Consider the following 19,300-nt stretch of genomic DNA (forward strand, 5'->3'; position numbering starts at 1 on the left):
CCATGCTCGCTTTGGCCGCAACAATCCTATGGCTCAGATAAGTGTCCACAGCTCCTAGTCTCGGATTGAATCCTGACGGCCTAAAAACGGGTCAATTCAAGTCGTTCTTGTGGAATTTATTTCCAGCTGCTTGAAAAATTAAGTCCGTGCATGTGCAAGTCACTTCCTACGATTTCGAGGAGGCAGGATCCCAGGCGACAACTTGGTGAAACTGCCGGATTGTCTTTTCTCGGGGGGTAACGCGACGTCGCGTCGTCTAAAGCGCCAAAGAGGGAACCGCCCAGCGTCTGACGAGACATTTGCTGAGAAGCGGAACAGCTAAAGGAACGCGGGGAGGAAAAGACAGGGCGTTTGCCGCGAGCCTCAAGCGCATCGTCATTGATTGATCGATTGCGGAGCGTTGGTCGCACGATTGGCTAGTTGAGGTCGAAGAAGAGATCTAGTTGATCAGTCTGCGCCGATCATTCCCCAACGACCTCTCTCATAATTGAAATGACTTCGCGGTAGCCTGGATCATTTTCAAACTCCAAGACCTCGGCAGCCAGTCTGCCGAATACCATCGTCAGTGATTTTCTTCCGCGCGGCATCGGACGCGAAGCGATTTCGTGGAGCACCTCTTTGACAGCTGCCAGCCCAGCGCTGGTGACTGCGATCCCCTCACGACCCGCATCCACCCATTCCGACGATGTCAGTGTTTCCAGATCAGGTTCGCTTCCATGCCGCATTACCGCACCCAGCGTTTCTGTAAAGTGGATCGCTGTTTGCAGTGGGAGCGCGTCGAGCCACGCGTCGGAAACAAGGTCCTCGTTGAGGCGCAGCGACACGTACGGTTCGAATGGTGACGACCGGAGCTGGGATGTGGAGCGTTCGATCAGCTTAAGGTTCTCGCGTACGACCCAGGCGAAATCTGCGCTGTCTTGCCATGTCCGCCCCTTGAAGGTCATCAATTCGCGATCATGAATGGGGCAGCAGCGCATCGACTTGAGCGCCCATTCCACCTTCGAATAAGAGCGAGTGGGGTTGTGCTGCGGTCCCATCCCGTCGATCACACATTGGGGACAAAGTCTGCAGCGGAGGGGATCCACGAACCGCCTCGCGAAGCGGTGCCCATTGATCATGACATCGCGTCCGACCGAAGCGACCCCGACATCCAGACGTGTCGTAGGAACACCTGTGATCTCGGCGAAAATTCGCATGTCCCGGGGCCCGCCATTGAGCAGGCCCCAGAAACTAAATTCGAAAAGCTCAGCAAAGTAAGATGCCGACCTCAACCCGTACGCCGCCGCCAACCGCGAGCAGAAACTCCCGACTGGTTCTCCCGGATTGAATTTCACTACTGGTCGGATGGTACTCACAGGCCGAGTACCTTTGCATGACGGGGATGCTCTTTCTGCCAGAGGCGGTCCGCCTCACGAAGTTTGGCCAGCCGTGGGGTGATTTCGCTCCAGTGTGCCACAGAGAAGATGTTATCGAGTGGACCGCAGCCCGAAAAGTGGCTGTACGCCTTCTTGAAGTGCTCGTCGGTCACGACGACGTCGTCGTCCCAGATCGCATTTTCAGTTGCCGCGCGAATGATCTGGGTGACCGTTCCGAAATCGTGCTCGCCAGCATGCGCCAGGCGGTGGACGAATTCCGGATCATCATGCAGCGCGGTTTTAAGGGAGGCATGCTCGGTAATGATCGTCTTTGCAGCGTGCTGGATGGTGGCAATGCCGACGGCGTCTTTCATCTTTTCGAAGTGGACGACGGTATGGCGATTGGTGAGCTGCTTTATCGTGAGAAAAGAACCAAGGGGCTCTACGCCCGCCAAAATCAGGCGCACCGGCCAGTCGGGCATCTGCACCAGGTTCTTGAAAGCATTTGCGATCTTGGTGATCTCGATCACATTGGCGGTGTCGATGGCGTGCTGCGCTTCGTCGACGAAGACCCAATGAACCCGTCGTGCTTTCAAGGCAGAACGGAACACCTGCCAGGCCTCATTTTCTTGCATTTTCTTGCGGATGGGAAACTTGAGTGCGTGAAGACCCTCCAATACGAAAAGCAACGGAGTGTTTGGCGAGGGGTTGGTAAATGAGAGAACGGGATCGAACTCGTTGCCGTCGTCGTCAACGTAGGGCAGCATCGCGGGACGCTGGTTGATGTGCTCGAACAAAGCGGTGGTTTTGCCCGCGCCGGATTCGCCCAACACGGCGATGATCCGGCGCTTGTCAGGACGGGAAAACTTCCCAATTTCGGAAACAGCAATGCTGGTTTCCTGGGCATCGAGATCATATGCAAGGCTTTCGTCGCGCTTTAGACCGATATATCGACCGTTCATATGTGCGATACGATCCGCCTTCAGGAGACGATGCGCAGGTTGCAGTGCGCGAATGCGGGCGATGGAGGGGCTAATCATGGTCGTTGCAGTGGTCATAAACGGTACCTCTTTTTGAAAACAAGGGATGCCGAGCCCGGTCTTCCGGGCGCGGCATGGCTAGCGATCGAAGCGGCTGGAGGTGCTGGGGGCGATGGCCCGTGCGGGGTCAAGCGATGATGAGGAGCGATCGGTAGCAGGCGCTGCCTCCACGCTCGCCGACGGACGCTTCGAGCGGTCGCTATTGCCCCGCTTAGACGTCTTGGCGTGTTCTGCCGCCCGCTTTTGCGCCTTGGCCTCCTCGCGGGCCAGCAGCATTCCAGCATGCATGTCGCTGTAGAGGTCGATCAGGTTCGACTCATCGTGCAGTACAGGCACTTCTTCCTCTTCGTCATCGATGATCTCGACCGTGTGAGCGAGGCTCTTTTCCCAGCGCTTAAAGTCGTCGTCGTTAACGACCGCTGTTCCGAGCTGCGCTTCAGCGCGAGCGATCTCAGCTTGATTTCGAAGATATTCCTTGGCCCTGAGAGCAACCGAACGGTGAACCTTTGCCGTCGTCTGGTTCAGGATGCGAAGACGTTTGTTGAACGCTATCCACTTCCAAACACTCATGCCCGCGAATTCCTGATGCAGAGCTGGGACGTTCAACCAGCCTTGCTCATGTTTGACGGAAATCATGCCAAGGTCCGAAATACCTACTCGGATTTCGACCTCGATATCCTTCTTCAGGAAGAGGTGATGGAGAGCCTTGGACCAATACTGGATGCCAAGGAACCGGATACCTGCGTTTGTGAGCTTACGGGTGCCCTTAACGCCAAAAATGTGGCGATGAATGTTCTGAGACATGGGCGGCGTAGGCTTGTAAAACTTGTTCAGGCGCTCCCAGGCTGCAAGCGGCGTTTCCCCCTGAAGCCCGTAGTGCGCAGTGTTGTGGTAGACATCGATCAGGAAGCGATACATGAGTTCCGCGTACTGATCATACGCGATGCTGGCCTGCTCTGACGCAGTAAGGTCGCCCATCTCATCTGGACTGCCCCACGTACGTCCGGCAAAGGTTGCGAGCGCATCCCGATTGATGGTGCGGAACCACCGTTCGATCGTACCTTTCGAGCGAGGGTCGCCCGCTTTCGGCTGGAAGAAGCATGCACCGGCGTCAAGCACCGCTACGCGCATTGCCATGCTCGCCAGCCAAGTGGCGGAGTCAATGACCACTTCCTCGGCATTGCCCTGCTGCTTCCACCTGGTTACGCAACCAAGGGTCTCGGAGAGCTGTGACTTGTCTTGAAAGACCATGCCCAGAGTGGCAACGGCCGTCGAAGCGCTCGGTTCTTCTGGATGGAAGCGAAGCCCAAGAAGGTTTTTTGTAGCGGTGTCGATAGCCGCTGTGATCCAAAGTCGGACCCGTGAAACGACATCTTTCTCTGCTTTCGTGAGCTTGTTCCACAAGCCTGCAAGCATCATGATCGTCATGAGGTCGACTTGGCTTTCGTCAAGTTCGATCCGCTCAAGTGGTCGATCGGTGTCGATGCCGAAGCGAACTGCAGCATTCTTATTCCGTGCTGCCTCCTTTCCCAGATAAGCTAACTCAATATGGCCTCTCGGAATCTGATTGCAGCGCTCGCGAAACGTATCGATGTTCGGAACCCGAAGTTCTTCATGAACCTTCGCACCTAAATCCTTGTTCTTCTTTCGGATCGCGTCGTTCTCTCGATCGAAAGCCGCTCCCAGCATTTCATAGAGCTCGGTGATTGCCGTTCGATCCGACGACGCCTTGAGTGCGACATGCTCATTGATAATCACCAATTCGGGCGCGGTAAAATGTTCTCTCCGGCCCTTACCAGTGTTGTCGTAAAACACGATGGGATCGTAGTCCGCACGCTCGTAGCGCGTTACCCAGTCGAGAAGTGTTCCTCCCTTGGGCGCAGCGGGAATGGTTTCCATGGTCTGGCGTTTTCGGCCTTCATCCTCATGCAGCTTCTCCGCCGCCGCGACGATCAGCGCGTGCTGTTCGGTAGCCCAACGTGCGGCATCTGCTTTGGTACGCTTTACCTCGCCGCGTTCGTAGGCGTTTGCGAACCGCTTGCACCAATCTACGCAGAAGAGGATGTGCTTCTGCTCATCGGGCTTGAGGGGACTGAGCAGGCTTGAGATATCGGTCGAAGCAAAATGGCCGTGCTGAGGGCGGCGACGCGGGATGTAACCCATCGGGTTTTTTGGGCGATGGAATCCCTTGTGCAAATCGATATGTGAGAAGAACTCCTCGGGACCGGGATCGCCGACGCGCAGGAACCAATGACCATCCTGAGCGGAGCGCTGCCACTCGTACATGATGTCGCGATCTTCGACGCGGTCGCCTTTGTAGAAGGAATAGATGCGGTATTCGAATTGGTTCTCTTCGCGGTAGCGGTAGGCGTTCAGTGCAGCGGCCATTTTGCTTAACTCCTTTGAAAACGCACAAGAATTCTCACGCGGCCTTTCCGGCCGATTTAGCCAGGACCCACTGAGAGCCCTGGTCTGCAGAAGAGTGAGGTGAGCGGCCGTGCTACGGCGGAGCAGCTGGCCAGATTCCCAAGGACCGGCAAATGCTGCGAGTGCGGAAGATCGTTACCAAGACGGCAGCCTCCGAATGCACCCCGTGGATCGATGAACGATGGTCATTGTGGGTTGAGACCTTAGCGGGGAGCGCGGTTTAAGACTGGTTTTCGCTGTCGCTAAGGACCTCGTCCGTGCTCTCTTGAAAAGTCCACGCACCACTCGCGTAGAAAAATGTTGCAAGATCGCAGGCGTACTCGTCGACCTCAACGCGCTGGCGAGTACCAAAGGCGGTCAGATCACCTGAATGCTTCGCGAGCAGCTCGTTGCAGATTGTGTTGGTCATTGCATGGTTCCTTTTAGGCAAGCGTTCCCGATCAGCCTCATGCGGCCGTCGACGAGCGCCAATTGGCGCGTATGAGAGTGGAGAGGTGCTGGCCGCTTAGGGTGGAGGGCGGGCAGCGGTTGGACCAGCCCGATGATGATGCAGCAACAACGATGAGACTTGACGCATCGGAGTCACTCCTCTTCCTGCCGGACGCGCACGTACGGTGCGTCGATAAGCTTGCGGTGTGGCTGAACGAGTTCGAGAACGCCGTCGTAGAGTAGGCACAAAATGGCATTGAAACCATCGGCAAAACGCTTGAAGGTCCGGGCAACCTTGTAGGCGCTGAACTCACCCCGGATGTCTCTTACGAGGTCGAGCATGTACTGGCAGTCGGCCTCATCGCGAACTTTATGAGCATGTACGATGCTCTTGCTGTTCCAAGCGACATCGCGCGTCAAAGTACGATCAGTCAGGAGGACAACCTTGTCAGCGAAGCCGTCCAAATGGGGCTTAGTGCGCTCGACAACATCTTTGATTTTGGACTTCTCGAGCTGGTCGACGGGCTTGATCGGGTAAACGATCTTAAGGCCGTTCTTCAGGCTCGCTCGAAGGTCATAGATGTGCTTGCGCTTCTTGCCGTCGGCATCAAAATATGTGACTGCGGGTGGCTGGTCCTCGATCTCGACAACCGCACTGCTTGCCATCAGAAAAAGGATACAAGTCAGTTCGTAGGTGCTGCTGAAACCGATGGCGCGATTGGTCCGCGGGTCTACGATGTAACCACGAGCGTGCGATTTCGTACGCTTTGGTGGCTGTCGCGTCCCGGTGGAAGCCTTATGCCCCGTCCAAAGCTCGGCATCGTGCGCGACCCCATCGTCGTCATAGAAGCGAACGGTTACGAACTCACCTGCAGGTGCGTAATCCCCGAGAGCTTGGTCGTATACCGTCGGCTCGTCATCGACGTAATTGTCGATGCCGTGCTCGCATTCGATCATGTAGCGAAGAACCCGCTTGGTCGTCATCACATTCCTGTTCCGGACACGGCTGTGCCACCAATCAATAAAGATGGGGTGATTGGTTCGCTGGAATCAGCGATGGACGGTTATGACAGGACGATCAGGGGACGCGGGCGGGTCGGCATCGGGGCCGTCAGGTGCGTGATATTCGTCGACAACGGCCTTGGTGGCGGCTTCGGCAAGGGAGATGACCACATTGTTGGAGGTGGGCGCATCGTAGCCCAGAGGTTCGAACGAGCGCCGGAAGAACAGCTCTGTGAACGCCTTGAACGAAGGCGTCCAATCATTGGGATTTGCAGACGATTCAGGCGTGGGGTGGTAGATGGACATGCTCGGCCTCCATAACAAACTGGATTGTTTGGAGGGCAAACCGTTAGCTAGAACGACCGCGATCGAACTAACAGGCCTAACGGTGTACCCATAGCCAAACTGCTATGGCATGTCCTAAGTATCGCACGACCTTCGCCCCTAAGCGCTTTCGTTATCGATGTCCCAATGAAACACAGGCTTTAACGATAGGAAAGAGGCGCGGATCTCAGATCGTATCGAAATGGTTTACTTTCTAAAAACATGGTTAACGCCAAGCATTGACCGCAACGGCCTGCTCCAAATGGGGACATCATGGCCGCGGCATTGTCAAAAGGGTTTGAAGATGGTCTCGTGGTTTGAGATCTGAGCCTTCGGCATCGGTTCTGCAAGATAGGATAATGCCAGGAGGAGTCGTGTTACCGCTTCACTCATCACCTCATCAGAAGAGACCATTGGGTCGCCGACAGTCTGCGACAGGGTTATTGCGGATAGATCCGCGAGAGGCGCAGCGGCAAAAGCTAGACGCCCCTGTGTGCGCAGGATCCGTGCGAGCGACGCGTCATCCGTAATTCCCGAAGCATCTGAGCCGCACACAAACGCACAATGTAGGCTGGATTTCCCCGAATTGCTTGAGAGGATGACCAGGGCGCCATCAATGAAATCGCCTGCTGTTGTCTTTAGGCCCGCAGTCAAGCCGAAGTGTACATAGAATGCTTCTGGATAACCGTCATCTGGGATCTGTGCGGGCGCCGCCACCTGCGTCCCGGCAAGCGCTTGCATGGGCTCGGCCATATCAAAAACCTGCCGCCCATGATCATTCCAGGCGTTGAACATCACTGTGAAGCGGTTGATGGCGGCCATAATCTGCGGCATGTCCGCTAGCAGCAGGTCGGAAACGTCAGACTGATGCTCATCCAGCTCCGCGTGCGCTGCGGAGCTTGCACGCAACTGCGCGGCTTTGGCTAGCCTGTTGAATCTGTAAGGCTGGTAAATGGTGTGATCGGCGGTCATGACTGATGCTCGGTTTGGTTCAGAATGTTTTACAAGCTGCGTCCGCAAGAAAGAAGCCCAGTGTCACACACGGTCTGGGATGTGGTACGACGTTAAAAGCTAATCACCTTCCACCATCCCCGCAGCACAGCTTCAATGCCGAATATGAACCTCACCTCTGGATTCGTGTCCGAACTCGTTCGTGCTGCCAATCAAATCGAGATACTTTCGATTTCTGAGGTGCGGCGGTTGCTTCAGAGGTCGATCGCAACCATTCGGGATCTTCGACAAGCAGTGGGAATTCCTTCCGACGGTACGGCAAACGATGCCTTAGTCCGATTGAAGCTTGCTTCAGAAGGTGTCGAGCGCCTTTCACATGAGAAACAGGCGAAAGCACTGCTGGAAACCGCGGACCTCATCCGCACCCTTGGGATCGTCCACCAAAGCGGAACACAAGTATCGGTCAGGCCGGTCGATTAACCAGCTCAAAAGCACGAGTCAGATTAGTCAGCACCGTTCAAGAGGGCAAATAGGGGCGATGTTTCAATGCCTTCGTTCTCTTCGAAAGAGTCATTGGCCACCAACGGATAAAGATCAGCCAACGGCTCCATGCGGGTGTGCCACTGATTTGCAAGTGGGTCGTAGATCCCAGGAAGGGGATAGCATTCATGGATTAGCATGAAGTCGCTGACGTTCATTGTCGCGATCGGCAATCGCCGAACCAGCGCGGCAGCAGCGATATGGAGGTCTTGGCCACCTCGCGGCTTCTTTCCATTACCACCTTGGGTCAGGCGCTGGAGCCGTGGATCGGCCGACAAAACACCCCAGGTCTCGCTGACCTCCCGGTCGGTTTCAATAATCGGGATCCCCGCTCGTACGAGCTCGTGATACCAAGCGCTCAGCTTTACAGCCTTTAGCGGGTTGGTGGCGCAGACTTTGGTTATTCCCATCTGCAGTTCCATCAGGGCGCCCGCTGGTATGAAGTAATTGTCCGCTGTGGCGAGAAAGTCGATTACGCTCTCTCTTGGCCGGGGCAGGGCAGTCTCGCTGATCACGCACGTGTCTAGCAGAAATGCTGTTTTCATGACGCGTCCTCTCTGCTGAAAAAGGGTGCCGAGAGTGTGGTTAATTGATCGATAACAATTTCTGCGAAATATCGGGGTGTGTTTGCCGCGCCGGTGGAGCTGCTGGATGTCGCTCTACAGGCTCGGAATTCCGTGCTAAGGAAATTTACAAGAAATGCGGAACGACTCACGCGAATGCCGTCTAAGGAAATTTTTGTGCTGGGTGAGGGCGACAAGGAAATCATAGATTTCCTTGAGAAAGTGCGTGCCGCCAACGGCTTGCGTGTGCAGCTGGGCAAAGACGTGTTTTCTGTGACGATCTCTTCTGAGTCTGTTTCCGACAAGGGCCGTGAATATCTTACTAAGGGCGGCCGCGTCTCGGAGTGACGCCCCGACATAGTGGGGCGATCACATGGCTAAGCGGTCATCCCACCTTGCGAGCCGAGGTTAGCCTTTGTTAAGCCGCGCAAGATCAAGACAATGGCCTGGTCGACATGCGGAGTGCTCGCGAGAACCCGGTTCTCTTCTGCAGACAAACCGTTGTTTAGCTTCTTGCCCTTGAACGAGTTGAATTTGTCTCGGCCGGGCCATTCACGCACGCTATTCGGCTCCAGCACGCCGATTTCCTCGGCAACATCGCGAGCGCAGCCGCCGAACCCGCCCATGACGTAAAGCGGCTGTTTTGCTTGAAGCGAATGAAGCGCCTCCTCGGCGATTCCCGGCATGTCTCCCATAAACTTGTCGACGCGGCCTCCAAGGATGATCCTGGCATCGGTTTCCGCCAGCATCTTGTGTCGCATTGAGGATAGTCCAAGCGCCCATTCTGGCTCCGTCGGCTGATGGGTTTTCAGATTGTGGCGCTCTTTCAGATCGAGGTCTTTGCCGTTGATGTCTAACAGCCGAAGCTCGGCGACTCCCTCCAGATCGGCAGATGCTTGGTCCAACTGTTCTGGTTCTTGCCGAATATGGACCGGCCAAGCGAGATAGTTGGTCACACCTAGTTTGCGTGGATTGATCGTATCGCGGCGGTATCGCGCGGCAAGCTCGAATAGGAGGTTGCTAAAACCGTCGGTGCGGAGGTCCCCGCCGTAAACGAGCTTTGCGCCAAGTGCGAGTGTATGCCGCGCAATCTCAGTCATCGCGTCGCGAAGATGTTCCGCCTGCAGCCCCAAGCCTGGCATGTCTGGGCTTTCTGAAGTGGAGACCGCAATCGATTTGTTGTCCAGAACTTCCCGGTAGGTCATCGAACTGCTCCCGCCAACCATTCCGTGGCACTACGTAGCTGGATATGCGAGGCGATATCGTGAAATAGTCGTTGTTCCTCGGCGCCCAGGGGAGGGTCCGGGTACACGATAATTGTAGGCTCTCCCTCAGTCGCAGGCACGAGCGCCGCAAGCGAAATGAGTTCAGGTGGCCTGGGCAAGAACGTGACACCCGGGGAAGCTTTTGGACGCATGAGCTCGACTCTACACTGCCAAAGGAAGTCTCGCAAAATTTCATCCAACAACGCGCGTATGACAACATCAACACGCGTCAATTTTCGGTCATCCAACCGGATAATTGGTACATTTCCAAGGTAGGGAAAGCCGCGTTCGTCTTTGTCGCTAATGCAGTTCGCGATGACGAGAGGTCTGTGGTGGCGTTTAGCTTCAATAATCTCACGGCGACACCATTCTCTCGATGAGAACGAGTCCGTATGTATCGCCACGACGGCACTCACCTCGATCTGAGAAAGCAGAACATCCTGAAATTTGACGCCAGGTGGGATGTCGTAAACGTCGAAGAAACTGTCCAGACCATCACGGGTCGTGAGCTGCTTGCGAATTGCCTTGGCGATGCGCTCCCCGGCGTCGTTGGGATCATGCTTCGAATGACTGAGGAATATATCGACTTTCTTCAGGTACCCGCGCAAAGCCTCTCTGGTCTCACCCGGGCGTCTCAGATGCTCCAGGTAGTGCCGGAGCATCCTGCAGAACTGGTAGGTCAAATGGCCGATCAGTGTGGCAGTGAGATCAGCAAGGCTGCCCTTCCATTTGAACCACCGAAGTGCCTGCTCGTCCAGCTTGAGGGCATCAAGCACTCCGGCGTCCATTGCCACCGGGAAGAGCCTAGTCGCGAGGCCGGTCGCTGCAGTCTGAGCGACTATCTCCTCAAGGTAAGAGGTCCATATCGGGTCTTTTGAGAACTGTTGATCTGCCAGAACGATTACAGCAGACGTTTCGGCGGAACTGAAATCGATAGGCAAGGGCCTTTTTGTCCCGTCTGCGATCGCGAAGCGATAGACGACGCTGATGCCGGTACCCCCGGTAATCCGTTCATAGTTCTCCCTGCGGAAGTGCTCGAACAGTGCTTTCGCCACCTTTGGCCCCAAATCGAAATTGGGATGCCAGACAATGTAAACAACCAGAAACGGGCGTGCCGTGTCGACCATCGGTATCTCGCGTTCGCCCAGATTGCAGGCGAGGAAGGGGTTTTGTCACAAGTATGCCTTGAGATTACATAAGACGGGTATTTGGTGGAGATAAGCAAGCGGGTTGCGGCGAGGCTCTCAGGCGGCCTACCGCTCGTTTATTTTGTCATTGTCTTTTACCCACTCATTATAGACGGCATATTTTGACTCGGTTTCCCAGATCCAAAGCCGCTCCTGGCCGCTTCTATCCTTCGCATTGCCCACATATGGGTAAATTCCAAGGTACTCTTGTCCCACGTACTTGCTGAGTACGTTTTTTGTCACCGGGAAGATGCCCACCTTCGAACGGTATCCGTCGAAGTAGCCGAGTTCCCAAGGCATCCATTTCGACACGTTCGAGTTCTCGCTGTGCAAAAAGAGAAGAGACTTCGACTGTCGAAGCCGCCTCCGGAGAGTTTCGGCGGTCGCTTTTGTGACGTTGTCAGGGGCAAGGTTTGGATCGTCAAACTTATCGACGTAAGCCGTCAATCCATAATCCTTCAAGGTTTCCTTGACGCCTAAAATCACTTCGCTCTGCTCTTGCGACGAGTAACTGAGGAAGACGTCGAATTCGGTCGGAAGGCTCACTGAGGCCTGTTCCAGGATTGCCGTAGCGGTTTTTTGAACGCGTACCGTTGTAGCCTGGGCACGCGCTCTGATCGCAGCTTCTGTGAATGTCGCCATAAAATTGCTCCATAGATATCAAGGGGTGTCCAGATGCTCGACGCCTTGACGTGCAAGAAATTAGACAGGTGTCGACTAGCCGCGGTTCAGAACATGGCCAGCTGCTGGGTAGCTTTGGAGGCGGAAGGCAAATCGTAGAGTCCTTCGATCCCAGAGATGAAATCACTCTGCCCGCCATAGCTTGGGTGACGAACTTGCATTGCATCTATGCCGAGATCGGCGAGGGCAAGCTGCGCGTCGCGCCCGACGGCCACAACCACCCTTGGGTCGAGCACGTCAAGAAGCCAGCTGAGCAGTGGGCGGCAGGCATTCCGCTCGCCGCGTGTATGGCACCGATTGGACTGAGGATCGCCGTGTTCATGCGGGTGGAGGGGAAACACGTTCCACAGGAAGACGGGCCGTTGGATCCGGTTGAGGGTCTGCCAGATGACGCTCGCGGTTCGCTCGGCCAATGCCGGACCCTTCGTCGCGCGGACGAGAGGGAGGTCCCCGTAAAGAACCGAGTGGTCTGTCAGGTGAGCTTCATCGGTCAATGCGAGGCCGGTGCGTCGTCCGCCTCGATATCCAAGGTCGCGAGCAATCCAGATAGAATCGACTTTGCGATCGATCGCTGCATCCAGGACGAGCTTGAGGTTCATTCGGCGGATAGCCGGAGCGTCGTCCTGATCGAAATCTCCGCAAGCATCCGAGTACGGATTGAAGGCGTCCTTGAAGGAAAGGTCGGCCAATGTCTCAACGAACTCGGTGGTGTTCATTGCGGAAGTTCCTCTATCGATAGCGACCGCTTCTCTACATCAAGCTTGATCCGGCCGCGACGATTATCTCTCAGATATCGGAACGCGTGGTTTCCTTGAAGGATGGCATCTTCCCACAGCCAAAGGGGTGAGGCGTTCACCTCGTAGCCCTTGGCGAATTGTCGGACGTTCTTTAAAAGAGTGAGACTGAGGTCACCCGGCTTCTGATCGGCAAAAAATTCGAATTCTTTCGCGACACCAAACACATAGGTCGCCAAACCTTCTTCAACCTGGATCGCCCGTCCACCGTCTTCGCCTTCGTCGACGCGGACCTTGCTCTTCCGCTTGCGCTTGAGAAGCGCTCGGGTGACGGGTGACCATCCGAGAACTGCGGCATAAGCATAGTGAAAGACATCGTGGAAGCGGTAGTCGTCGGGCTCCATGATGTTGTCCGTTAGCCGGTCTCCTATGAACAGGCCTCTGCAGCTCTGGAGCACGTAGCGTTTGTCATTACTTGCCTCGCGCTCGTAGATGTCGATTTCGAGCGTCCGAGGAAGCTGTTCATCAGGCGGAAAGTCCTGATCGAAAAGTGGAGGGTATACCCGTTCCTGCGGCCAGCGATCCTCAGTTTTTTGAAGGTTTGCGCGAGCTGCCTCTTCGAGCAGGACGTCAGACTCGTTGGCGACCTGCACCAGACGGTTTAGCACGCCAGCCAATCGGGTTTGCAGGAGCGATTTATCGCCGTGAGACGTATCCACCGTGCTTGCAAGCTCGCCGGTCGCAGCCGTCAAGCGAAGAAGCGTCTTTTCGAATTGAGCGCTGGGTGTATTCATCGGGAGGGTGTGTTGGGGCTGCAGCGCAGAGAACGCTAGGTCCGAACCGTGACCACCGCCTGCCAACGTGGCCAACTTAATGTCGGCATGATCTGCGATAATCGCCAAATACCAAAGCGTATCCCCGAGTTCTTCGAGCACGGTTTGCTTATAGCCGACGATCGCAGCGAAATCGCGCTGGCGTTTCTTCACTTCGCTCAGCAGGCTTCCCACCTCCCCAACCAGGCCGAGCACAGGTAGGTCAAAACCATTGCCTTTGTTACGGGTCCGGTCGCTGCGAGAAGCCAGCAACTGATAATCGTTCAATCCGAGCGATGAATTCATGACTGGGCTCCTTGCGATCGTAGAGTCAACCATTCGAACGGGGCTCCTCGCAGGCCTCCTGGCCCAAGAGAGCGAATCCAGGCCACAAATGCACCTTCCATCACCTCGTCTTTGAATTTCGAGCGGCCAATACCGTTTTTGCAAATGTGCCTGCCGCGATTATCCACGAGGTTTGCGGGGAACTCGGGTCCTTGCCCACCGAAATAGATGTAATCGTCGCTCAGGAGGACACGATCGACTTGCGTGTCGTTCGCAACGTGCTTGGGGTTGGGACCGCCGCTGACTTGGCTATGGAAGGAGTCCCGCTGAGACCAGCCAGCAATTCCTGCCGCGTGATAGTATATATTGTCGCCCGCGCTCTGCTTTCGGCTTCCGTTTCTTATCGGCTTCTTGGCCTTGAACCGTGGCTCGGAGTCGTACCCGTCAAACGTCAGGTGGTCTGTGACACGCATTGCGTAAACTAGATGGCCACCGCGTCGGACGGTGCGATCATCGCTGCCACATCCCACGACCCAGTCTCCGATTTTGGCGTGCTGTCTGATCAGGGGCTTGCAAGTTGCTAATGAACAGATCCCGTAAAACGGATTGGGAGCGAAGCCGCTGTCATACCTTACTATATACGAATAAATGCTCATCATTTCACTCCGCAAGGATGCCGTTTGATCGGAAGGACAGGCGCAGCGGTGCCATCGGGCAATTCCGATTTGTCTTGGTCTTCTACGATTGCCTCGACTATGGAGTTGCCGTGCCAGCCGACGAGAGCGTCGTGATACTCCTTCAAGGCATCCGGCAGTTCGCAACCTTCTTCGCCCTCCGCCCACACGCCGACGATCCGTTTGCCCCGGCTCGCGGCATATTCGATTTCCCAGTTCACCCACTCGCTGTGGCGGGTATCGGCAGTGATGTAGACAATCAGTGTCGAGGCCCACTCAATTTGGGGGGCAAGAATAGAATACTTGATGTAATTCTCGTCATTTGCGTTGTTGGGATTGCTTGAGTTGATAGACGAGTCTCGGACATCAAGATTATGATCACTCAGGATCTGTTTGAGCTTTGGGAGCCCATGATCGTCTTCATGGATATGACTGATGAAGACGTTTTTGAGGAAATTCGTCACTGTTAAAACCTTTAGCTGAAACTCGCTTCGTAAAAATCGCCAGCGAGCCTCGATGAAATTTCAATGCTATGAATTGGTTGCCGCTTACGAAGCTAAAGCTTTCGAGATCGAGGCTAAAGTCGAGTCAACAGCATCCGGCAGCGACCCCATATTGCTGATTTTAACGACTGAATACTTGCCGCTTTCGACCGCAGCCAGCTGAGCATATTCTTCGCGAAGGCGCTGCCAACCGGTAAGATCTTCTCCCTCACGGTCAATCGGGCTATCCCTATCGACAAGAAAGGCGGCCGCCGGTTTGATGTCGCCCCACACCGTTTCTTCAGCGGCAACTAGCTGTTTCAGCGCCGTCTGATCACCGCCGCTGACATTCCATAGACCAATGTCGACCACCAGAACCGATCAAGAACCACGTTCTTACCCGCTACAATCCAGGGTCTAATACGGGTTTCGATCACGTCTATGTGGGCGGCGACATGCAGCGCCTGCTTTGCGAGCGGGGACATACCGGCAATGCCAAATTCCTCCGGCGCATGATGGATACGGTAGATTGCTTTCCCCAGCGTGCCGTCATCGCGGCCCGGAAAGCTTAGAAACTCGGAAGAATCCCGAGGTAACCTTTGTTTTAGCTCGTGTACGATCGAAGATTTCCCGACCCCGTCAGGTCCCTCGAATATCAACAGTTTTCCGGCCATAGTTTCCCCCGCGACTGTCGAAAACAAATTCAACTTATGGTACATGAGTCGTCAACAATTGGAGAAGAGAAATGGCTGGTCGACGTCATGTTTTTATTAGTCATCATCACGCGGATGACGCGCATGTCTCCAAGCTAACGGATTCCTTGGCCCGGAAGGGCTACGAGATCCGAAACAGCTCCATCAGGGCTAAACCAGCAAACAAAGAGCGTCTCGCCAAAGGCCTGGTCAGCGACAATGCGATCAAGCGCCTGTTGAGGATTAAGATGTCGTGGGCGTCGACGGTAATTGTACTTATCGGGAAAGAGACGCACGCAAGGCCGTGGGTTAACTGGGAGATCAAGAAGGCCCACGAACTTGGGAAGCGTATCATCGGCGTTTTCACCAGGGGAGGCACCAAAGCGGATATTCCGCCCGCTTTCGAAGACTACGGCAGTGATCTAGTCAATTGGAATCCGGAGGCAATTATCGATGCCGTGGAGGGCGCAGACCCTAATTTCCGTGACACTGACGGTTCTTCACGCGCCCCGGTCCACAATCCCTCCACATCGCGCTGCTGATCTATGGCCGTCTATATCTACGTCGTCGCTCGGGATTTTGGCTTCGCGCCGAACCCTTTTCACGGGGTTTGCACTCTCGCCACCTGCAAGCCAATCGTCCGTCGCATGGCGAAGGTCGACGACTGGGTTTTTGGAATGGGCGGAGGTAAGCTTGGCGCGGTGAGCCGATGCATTTTTGCGATGCAGGTGACCGAAGCTGTCTCCTTCGACGAGTATTGGGCGGATACAAGATTCAAAGACAAAAAGCCCGTCCGCAACGGAAGTCGTACGATGATGCTCGGTGACAACATTTACCACCAGAGCAACGATGGATGGCAGCAGCTCGACTCCCATCATAGTCGTCCCGATGGTTTACCTGATATTCACAACATCAAAACCGACACCGGGACGAATCGGGTATTGCTCTCGGAGCACTTCCTTTTATTTCGGGAAGGCGGCGCCGGAGGTCTCGAAGGCCGTTCTTGATGAAATTGGCTACAAAAACATCCGGGGACACCGGGTCTATAGGAATTACGAGTGTCAGGGACTGCTTGATTGGCTCTCGACAACTCAGTCGGCCAACCTCAATCGCGTGGTTGACGATCCCTTCCAGTTTCATCAAAGCGCCGCCCGATATTCGGTAAGCGATGACAAGATTTTAGATTAGACCATCCAGCGGTGGTGGACTTCGGAATAGTTCAGATTGCGAATTGTAAATGACCGACGATAGCCTGGGGATCGGAATGATGACGACAAATATTCGGTCAAATCTCACGACTCCGCCCAATGCCATCGTCTTCGGGCCGGGTTTCTTCGACGCCTATGGCGACCGCGACTGGACTGCTGACAACCCTAATATGGCCGCTGCTCATCAATTCAGGACTGAATTGATTTCGAGGGTCGCTACTGCTCGTCTTTCATACGGAAGTGGCGTTGAAAAACGAGCGTTGGAAAGCATCGTTGAGCTATTCAAGATAGCGCGGGCGATTACCGCGAAGAACGTAGGATGCGGCACATTCGAGATACTGGTTTGGCATACTTTGAATGCAGTGGTGAGACCCTTTACTGCGAAATGGCATCCTCTTAGCCAATCGGGTGTCCTTGATGCGCTTGATGCAAGCGATGACTTCCGTGCTGAACTATACCGTGTTCAAAACGCGCTGCGGGAGCTTGAGCGAGGACTGGCGCTGCTTGAGGGGGTTACTGCTTCCTATAACCCAGGCGTAGCTGCCCTGGGGGGCACCCAAAAAGCGGAGCCAGGGGATGTAACTTGGCGCCCGGCTGGCGGAAATGAGGATTTCGAGGGGCTGGAACGCGACGCCATTGAACGCCGAAGAAAGACCTATAAGGTTTCACCCAGAAACTGGGCCGCCGGACTCGCGCTTTCTGGGGGCGGTATACGGAGCGCCACTTTCTCCCTTGGTGTTCTAGTCGCGCTCTCGCGGCGGAATTTGCTGCCAGAGTTCGATTACATGTCCACCGTTTCTGGCGGTGGGTATACCGGCAGTTTTCTCACATCGCTTCTGGGCCAAAGCGGCTTGAACGAAGGGATGGGGCTTCGCGGGGATCAAGTGCCATTTAAGCGGACAGAACAAGAGTCACCGTTTTTAATGGGCGTACGGCAGCGGGCGAGTTTCCTTTCTGCCGGGGTCATCGAGCGCCTTCTCTTGGTGATGCGGTCGACATACGGTGTGTTTATCAACGTTTTGCTTGCGTTCGGAGTCGTAGCTTTCGTGGCTGCGATCGAATTGTTTGGTAGGGAACTCACGAAATCACTCGGGGCACCGACATGGATTGGCTGGGGTTTTCCTGTTGCAGCGCTAATTTTACTTAGTTTTGTGTCACGGCAAGAAAGGTTGCAGTTAAACGAACTTAACGGGTGGCATTCCTTCCTTGGTGCCATGTTCTGCTTGCCACTGATCTGGAAGGCCTTAGGCGTATTCCATCACGGAGTGACACTGCTTACCAGTGGACCTGGTTGGATCCTGGGAATAAGCGAGCTCTCCGCAACCCTCCTGATCGGCGCGATTTTGTTAGCCCTTCTTGGTGCAGCTTTCGCAGTTTACGCGAACGCCCGGTCTGTTATCGTCTCGGCTGTGACCGTCGCTGTGCTCCTTTTCGTCGAGCATGCATTCTTGGTAGTTTTCCAAACCATAGGGCGGTTCGACACCGCCCTCGTATTCGCCGCGATTGCAGGAATGACAGTCATCCTTTGGTGCGCGGTCGATGTGAATGAGACTTCGCTCTATCGCTATTACCGGTCGAAGCTTGCGACAGCTTTCATCTGCGTCAATGGAGAGAACCCGTCACCGCGCGTTAGCGACTTTCAGCCCGAACTTTCCTTTTATCCTATCGTCAACTGCGCGTTAAACGCCCCAGGATCTAAAGAACCAAAGATGCGAGGTCGGCTTGCGGATGTCTTCTCATTCACGCCGCACATGACCGGGAGCAATCTGATTGGTTATCATGATACAAAGCTGTGGGAGGTGAGTAATCCCAAAGTGGATTTGGCGGCCGCCATGGCCCTTTCAGGTGCTGCTGTGTCGCCGCAAATGGGTTTACGGACCACAAGGCACGGAAGTTTCTGGCTGACGCTGTTCAACGCACGGCTCAACGCCTGGCTGAAAAAGCCCAGCGAACTCAGCAAGGAGCCAATGTCGAACCAAGAGAGCTGGTGGAGCCGTGGTCCTGGTCTCCAATACCTATTCCGCGAATTTACTCCAACTGCCAGTGAGAAGCTGCCTTTCGTCAACATCTCGGACGGCGGCCACATCGAAAATCTTGGGGTCTACGAGCTACTGCGGCGCCGGTGCAGGTACATATTGGCGATCGATGGAGAGTCTGATCCCAGGATGACCTTCCATGGGCTGACGAACCTCCAGCGGCTTGCCTACATTGATATGGGCATTCACATTGATGCGGAGCTGGATGAGCTGCGGTTGATGGACTCTGGTTTTAGCCGGTCCCATTTCAGATTTTGCAAGGTCCGTTATCCGACTGGTGACGCTGCGCGTCCATGGGAGACCGGATATCTTCTCTATGTGAAGCTCTCCTTGACTGGCAACGAGGGCGAGTTCCTTCGGCGCTTTCGTCTCGACGAACCAACTTTTCCGCATCATTCGACAGCCGATCAATTTTTCTCGGAAACCCAATTCGAAGCCTATCGTTCGCTCGGTGAGCACATTGGCGACAAGCTCTTTATGGAAGCTGTCGTTGAAGAGCTGGCAGGCGAACCAGATATAGCGGTGAGGGATTGGATGAAGAAGTACGTGAAGAGCTTCATCGCTCAACCATCAATTAACCAGCGCGTGTAATCGAATTCGTCATACCCTCATA

At 55.0% G+C, this 19,300-nt stretch carries 22 protein-coding genes; 5 read left to right on the forward strand and 17 right to left on the reverse strand.

The genetic code is table 11. The annotated features are described in order from the left end of the window. Positions 1-461: 461 nt before the first annotated feature. The 7 genes from G9X64_RS31620 to G9X64_RS31650 all read right to left on the reverse strand — a co-directional run bounded on the left by G9X64_RS31620 (position 462) and on the right by G9X64_RS31650 (position 7,549). Positions 462-1,355, reverse strand: coding sequence for a TniQ family protein (locus tag G9X64_RS31620; RefSeq protein WP_312864208.1), 894 nt, complete (start codon positions 1,353-1,355; stop codon positions 462-464). Beyond that, complete coding sequence (locus G9X64_RS31625; RefSeq protein ID WP_171378143.1) at positions 1,352-2,413, reverse strand: ATP-binding protein; 1,062 nt, start codon at positions 2,411-2,413, stop codon at positions 1,352-1,354. Before G9X64_RS31625 ends, G9X64_RS31620 begins: the two co-directional genes overlap by 4 nt. 60 nt (positions 2,414-2,473) lie before the next feature. Beyond that, on the reverse strand, positions 2,474-4,783 hold the full coding sequence (locus G9X64_RS31630) for a TnsB C-terminal domain-containing protein (protein WP_171378144.1): 2,310 nt from the start codon (positions 4,781-4,783) through the stop codon (positions 2,474-2,476). A gap of 259 nt (positions 4,784-5,042) precedes the next feature. Beyond that, positions 5,043-5,231, reverse strand: a complete 189-nt coding sequence (locus tag G9X64_RS31635) for a hypothetical protein (RefSeq protein ID WP_171378145.1) — start codon at positions 5,229-5,231, stop codon at positions 5,043-5,045. Between the two features lie 173 nt (positions 5,232-5,404). Beyond that, positions 5,405-6,238, reverse strand: coding sequence for a hypothetical protein (locus G9X64_RS31640; RefSeq protein WP_171378146.1), 834 nt, complete (start codon positions 6,236-6,238; stop codon positions 5,405-5,407). A 63-nt stretch (positions 6,239-6,301) separates the two neighbouring features. Beyond that, the gene (locus tag G9X64_RS31645; protein WP_171378147.1) at positions 6,302-6,559 is read right to left on the reverse strand and encodes a hypothetical protein; all 258 of its coding nucleotides are present in this window, start codon (positions 6,557-6,559) and stop codon (positions 6,302-6,304) included. Between the two features lie 306 nt (positions 6,560-6,865). After that, the gene (locus G9X64_RS31650) at positions 6,866-7,549 is read right to left on the reverse strand and encodes a hypothetical protein (RefSeq protein WP_131710945.1); all 684 of its coding nucleotides are present in this window, start codon (positions 7,547-7,549) and stop codon (positions 6,866-6,868) included. Positions 7,550-7,684: 135 nt separating this feature from the next. On the opposite strand from G9X64_RS31650, the gene G9X64_RS31655 reads away from it, so the two are divergent. Further along, on the forward strand, positions 7,685-8,008 hold the full coding sequence (locus G9X64_RS31655) for a hypothetical protein (protein WP_171378148.1): 324 nt from the start codon (positions 7,685-7,687) through the stop codon (positions 8,006-8,008). Between the two features lie 23 nt (positions 8,009-8,031). Here G9X64_RS31655 and G9X64_RS31660 read toward each other — a convergent pair whose 3' ends face one another. Continuing rightward, the gene (locus G9X64_RS31660; protein WP_171378149.1) at positions 8,032-8,613 is read right to left on the reverse strand and encodes a PIN domain-containing protein; all 582 of its coding nucleotides are present in this window, start codon (positions 8,611-8,613) and stop codon (positions 8,032-8,034) included. A 174-nt stretch (positions 8,614-8,787) separates the two neighbouring features. Here G9X64_RS31660 and G9X64_RS31665 point away from each other — a divergent pair, with 174 nt between their 5' ends. Then, positions 8,788-8,979 carry a hypothetical protein gene (locus tag G9X64_RS31665; protein ID WP_130872578.1) on the forward strand — a complete coding sequence of 64 codons (192 nt, stop codon included), beginning with the start codon at positions 8,788-8,790 and terminating at the stop codon, positions 8,977-8,979. Positions 8,980-9,008: 29 nt separating this feature from the next. Here the strand turns inward: G9X64_RS31665 and G9X64_RS31670 are convergent, their stop codons facing one another. The 9 genes from G9X64_RS31670 to G9X64_RS37330 all read right to left on the reverse strand — a co-directional run bounded on the left by G9X64_RS31670 (position 9,009) and on the right by G9X64_RS37330 (position 15,470). Next, positions 9,009-9,836 (reverse strand): hypothetical protein, encoded by an 828-nt coding sequence (locus tag G9X64_RS31670; protein ID WP_171378150.1) that lies wholly within the window; start codon positions 9,834-9,836, stop codon positions 9,009-9,011. Beyond that, on the reverse strand, positions 9,833-11,023 hold the full coding sequence (locus G9X64_RS31675) for a toll/interleukin-1 receptor domain-containing protein (protein ID WP_130794450.1): 1,191 nt from the start codon (positions 11,021-11,023) through the stop codon (positions 9,833-9,835). The genes G9X64_RS31670 and G9X64_RS31675 overlap by 4 nt, the downstream gene beginning before the upstream one ends. Positions 11,024-11,149: 126 nt before the next feature. After that, positions 11,150-11,725: a toll/interleukin-1 receptor domain-containing protein gene (locus tag G9X64_RS31680; protein ID WP_171378151.1), complete on the reverse strand. Its 576-nt coding sequence runs from the start codon at positions 11,723-11,725 to the stop codon at positions 11,150-11,152. Between the two features lie 86 nt (positions 11,726-11,811). After that, positions 11,812-12,480 carry a uracil-DNA glycosylase gene (locus tag G9X64_RS31685; RefSeq protein ID WP_171378152.1) on the reverse strand — a complete coding sequence of 223 codons (669 nt, stop codon included), beginning with the start codon at positions 12,478-12,480 and terminating at the stop codon, positions 11,812-11,814. Beyond that, positions 12,477-13,616 carry a MazG C-terminal domain-containing protein gene (locus G9X64_RS31690; RefSeq protein ID WP_171378153.1) on the reverse strand — a complete coding sequence of 380 codons (1,140 nt, stop codon included), beginning with the start codon at positions 13,614-13,616 and terminating at the stop codon, positions 12,477-12,479. Before G9X64_RS31690 ends, G9X64_RS31685 begins: the two co-directional genes overlap by 4 nt. After that, on the reverse strand, positions 13,613-14,254 hold the full coding sequence (locus G9X64_RS31695; protein WP_130794442.1) for an Nmad2 family putative nucleotide modification protein: 642 nt from the start codon (positions 14,252-14,254) through the stop codon (positions 13,613-13,615). Before G9X64_RS31695 ends, G9X64_RS31690 begins: the two co-directional genes overlap by 4 nt. Next, on the reverse strand, positions 14,251-14,733 hold the full coding sequence (locus G9X64_RS31700; protein ID WP_130655558.1) for a TIR domain-containing protein: 483 nt from the start codon (positions 14,731-14,733) through the stop codon (positions 14,251-14,253). Before G9X64_RS31700 ends, G9X64_RS31695 begins: the two co-directional genes overlap by 4 nt. An 84-nt stretch (positions 14,734-14,817) precedes the next feature. Beyond that, positions 14,818-15,123, reverse strand: a complete 306-nt coding sequence (locus G9X64_RS31705; RefSeq protein WP_171378154.1) for a hypothetical protein — start codon at positions 15,121-15,123, stop codon at positions 14,818-14,820. Next, positions 15,072-15,470 carry a dTMP kinase gene (locus G9X64_RS37330; RefSeq protein ID WP_376766413.1) on the reverse strand — a complete coding sequence of 133 codons (399 nt, stop codon included), beginning with the start codon at positions 15,468-15,470 and terminating at the stop codon, positions 15,072-15,074. The genes G9X64_RS31705 and G9X64_RS37330 overlap by 52 nt, the downstream gene beginning before the upstream one ends. Positions 15,471-15,496: 26 nt before the next feature. Between G9X64_RS37330 and G9X64_RS31715 the strand changes: the two genes are divergently transcribed. The 3 genes from G9X64_RS31715 (at position 15,497) to G9X64_RS31725 (ending at position 19,278) form a co-directional block, all read left to right on the forward strand. Continuing rightward, a complete protein-coding gene (locus G9X64_RS31715) occupies positions 15,497-15,985 on the forward strand; it encodes a TIR domain-containing protein (RefSeq protein ID WP_130794438.1) in 489 nt (162 codons plus the stop codon). A 3-nt stretch (positions 15,986-15,988) separates the two neighbouring features. Then, positions 15,989-16,450: an Nmad2 family putative nucleotide modification protein gene (locus G9X64_RS31720; protein ID WP_281360288.1), complete on the forward strand. Its 462-nt coding sequence runs from the start codon at positions 15,989-15,991 to the stop codon at positions 16,448-16,450. Between the two features lie 230 nt (positions 16,451-16,680). Next, positions 16,681-19,278, forward strand: a complete 2,598-nt coding sequence (locus tag G9X64_RS31725; RefSeq protein WP_246271101.1) for a patatin-like phospholipase family protein — start codon at positions 16,681-16,683, stop codon at positions 19,276-19,278. Positions 19,279-19,300: the final 22 nt, after the last annotated feature.

Origin of the sequence: Rhizobium sophorae (genome assembly GCF_013087515.1) — a bacterium.
Classification (GTDB): domain Bacteria; phylum Pseudomonadota; class Alphaproteobacteria; order Rhizobiales; family Rhizobiaceae; genus Rhizobium; species Rhizobium sophorae.

What these genes read in the sequence shown, in the direction of transcription:
- G9X64_RS31675 (WP_130794450.1), bottom strand. Translation starts at nt 11,023, where the DNA reads ATGGTCGACACGGCACGCCCGTTTCTGGTTGTTTACATTGTCTGGCAT.
- G9X64_RS37330 (WP_376766413.1), bottom strand. Translation starts at nt 15,470, where the DNA reads ATGTACCATAAGTTGAATTTGTTTTCGACAGTCGCGGGGGAAACTATG.
- G9X64_RS31695 (WP_130794442.1), bottom strand. Translation starts at nt 14,254, where the DNA reads ATGATGAGCATTTATTCGTATATAGTAAGGTATGACAGCGGCTTCGCT.
- G9X64_RS31655 (WP_171378148.1), top strand. Translation starts at nt 7,685, where the DNA reads ATGCCGAATATGAACCTCACCTCTGGATTCGTGTCCGAACTCGTTCGT.
- G9X64_RS31635 (WP_171378145.1), bottom strand. Translation starts at nt 5,231, where the DNA reads ATGACCAACACAATCTGCAACGAGCTGCTCGCGAAGCATTCAGGTGAT.
- G9X64_RS31715 (WP_130794438.1), top strand. Translation starts at nt 15,497, where the DNA reads ATGGCTGGTCGACGTCATGTTTTTATTAGTCATCATCACGCGGATGAC.
- G9X64_RS31660 (WP_171378149.1), bottom strand. Translation starts at nt 8,613, where the DNA reads ATGAAAACAGCATTTCTGCTAGACACGTGCGTGATCAGCGAGACTGCC.
- G9X64_RS31630 (WP_171378144.1), bottom strand. Translation starts at nt 4,783, where the DNA reads ATGGCCGCTGCACTGAACGCCTACCGCTACCGCGAAGAGAACCAATTC.
- G9X64_RS31725 (WP_246271101.1), top strand. Translation starts at nt 16,681, where the DNA reads ATGACCGACGATAGCCTGGGGATCGGAATGATGACGACAAATATTCGG.
- G9X64_RS31685 (WP_171378152.1), bottom strand. Translation starts at nt 12,480, where the DNA reads ATGAACACCACCGAGTTCGTTGAGACATTGGCCGACCTTTCCTTCAAG.
- G9X64_RS31665 (WP_130872578.1), top strand. Translation starts at nt 8,788, where the DNA reads ATGCCGTCTAAGGAAATTTTTGTGCTGGGTGAGGGCGACAAGGAAATC.
- G9X64_RS31650 (WP_131710945.1), bottom strand. Translation starts at nt 7,549, where the DNA reads ATGACCGCCGATCACACCATTTACCAGCCTTACAGATTCAACAGGCTA.
- G9X64_RS31645 (WP_171378147.1), bottom strand. Translation starts at nt 6,559, where the DNA reads ATGTCCATCTACCACCCCACGCCTGAATCGTCTGCAAATCCCAATGAT.
- G9X64_RS31670 (WP_171378150.1), bottom strand. Translation starts at nt 9,836, where the DNA reads ATGACCTACCGGGAAGTTCTGGACAACAAATCGATTGCGGTCTCCACT.
- G9X64_RS31680 (WP_171378151.1), bottom strand. Translation starts at nt 11,725, where the DNA reads ATGGCGACATTCACAGAAGCTGCGATCAGAGCGCGTGCCCAGGCTACA.
- G9X64_RS31690 (WP_171378153.1), bottom strand. Translation starts at nt 13,616, where the DNA reads ATGAATTCATCGCTCGGATTGAACGATTATCAGTTGCTGGCTTCTCGC.
- G9X64_RS31720 (WP_281360288.1), top strand. Translation starts at nt 15,989, where the DNA reads ATGGCCGTCTATATCTACGTCGTCGCTCGGGATTTTGGCTTCGCGCCG.
- G9X64_RS31625 (WP_171378143.1), bottom strand. Translation starts at nt 2,413, where the DNA reads ATGACCACTGCAACGACCATGATTAGCCCCTCCATCGCCCGCATTCGC.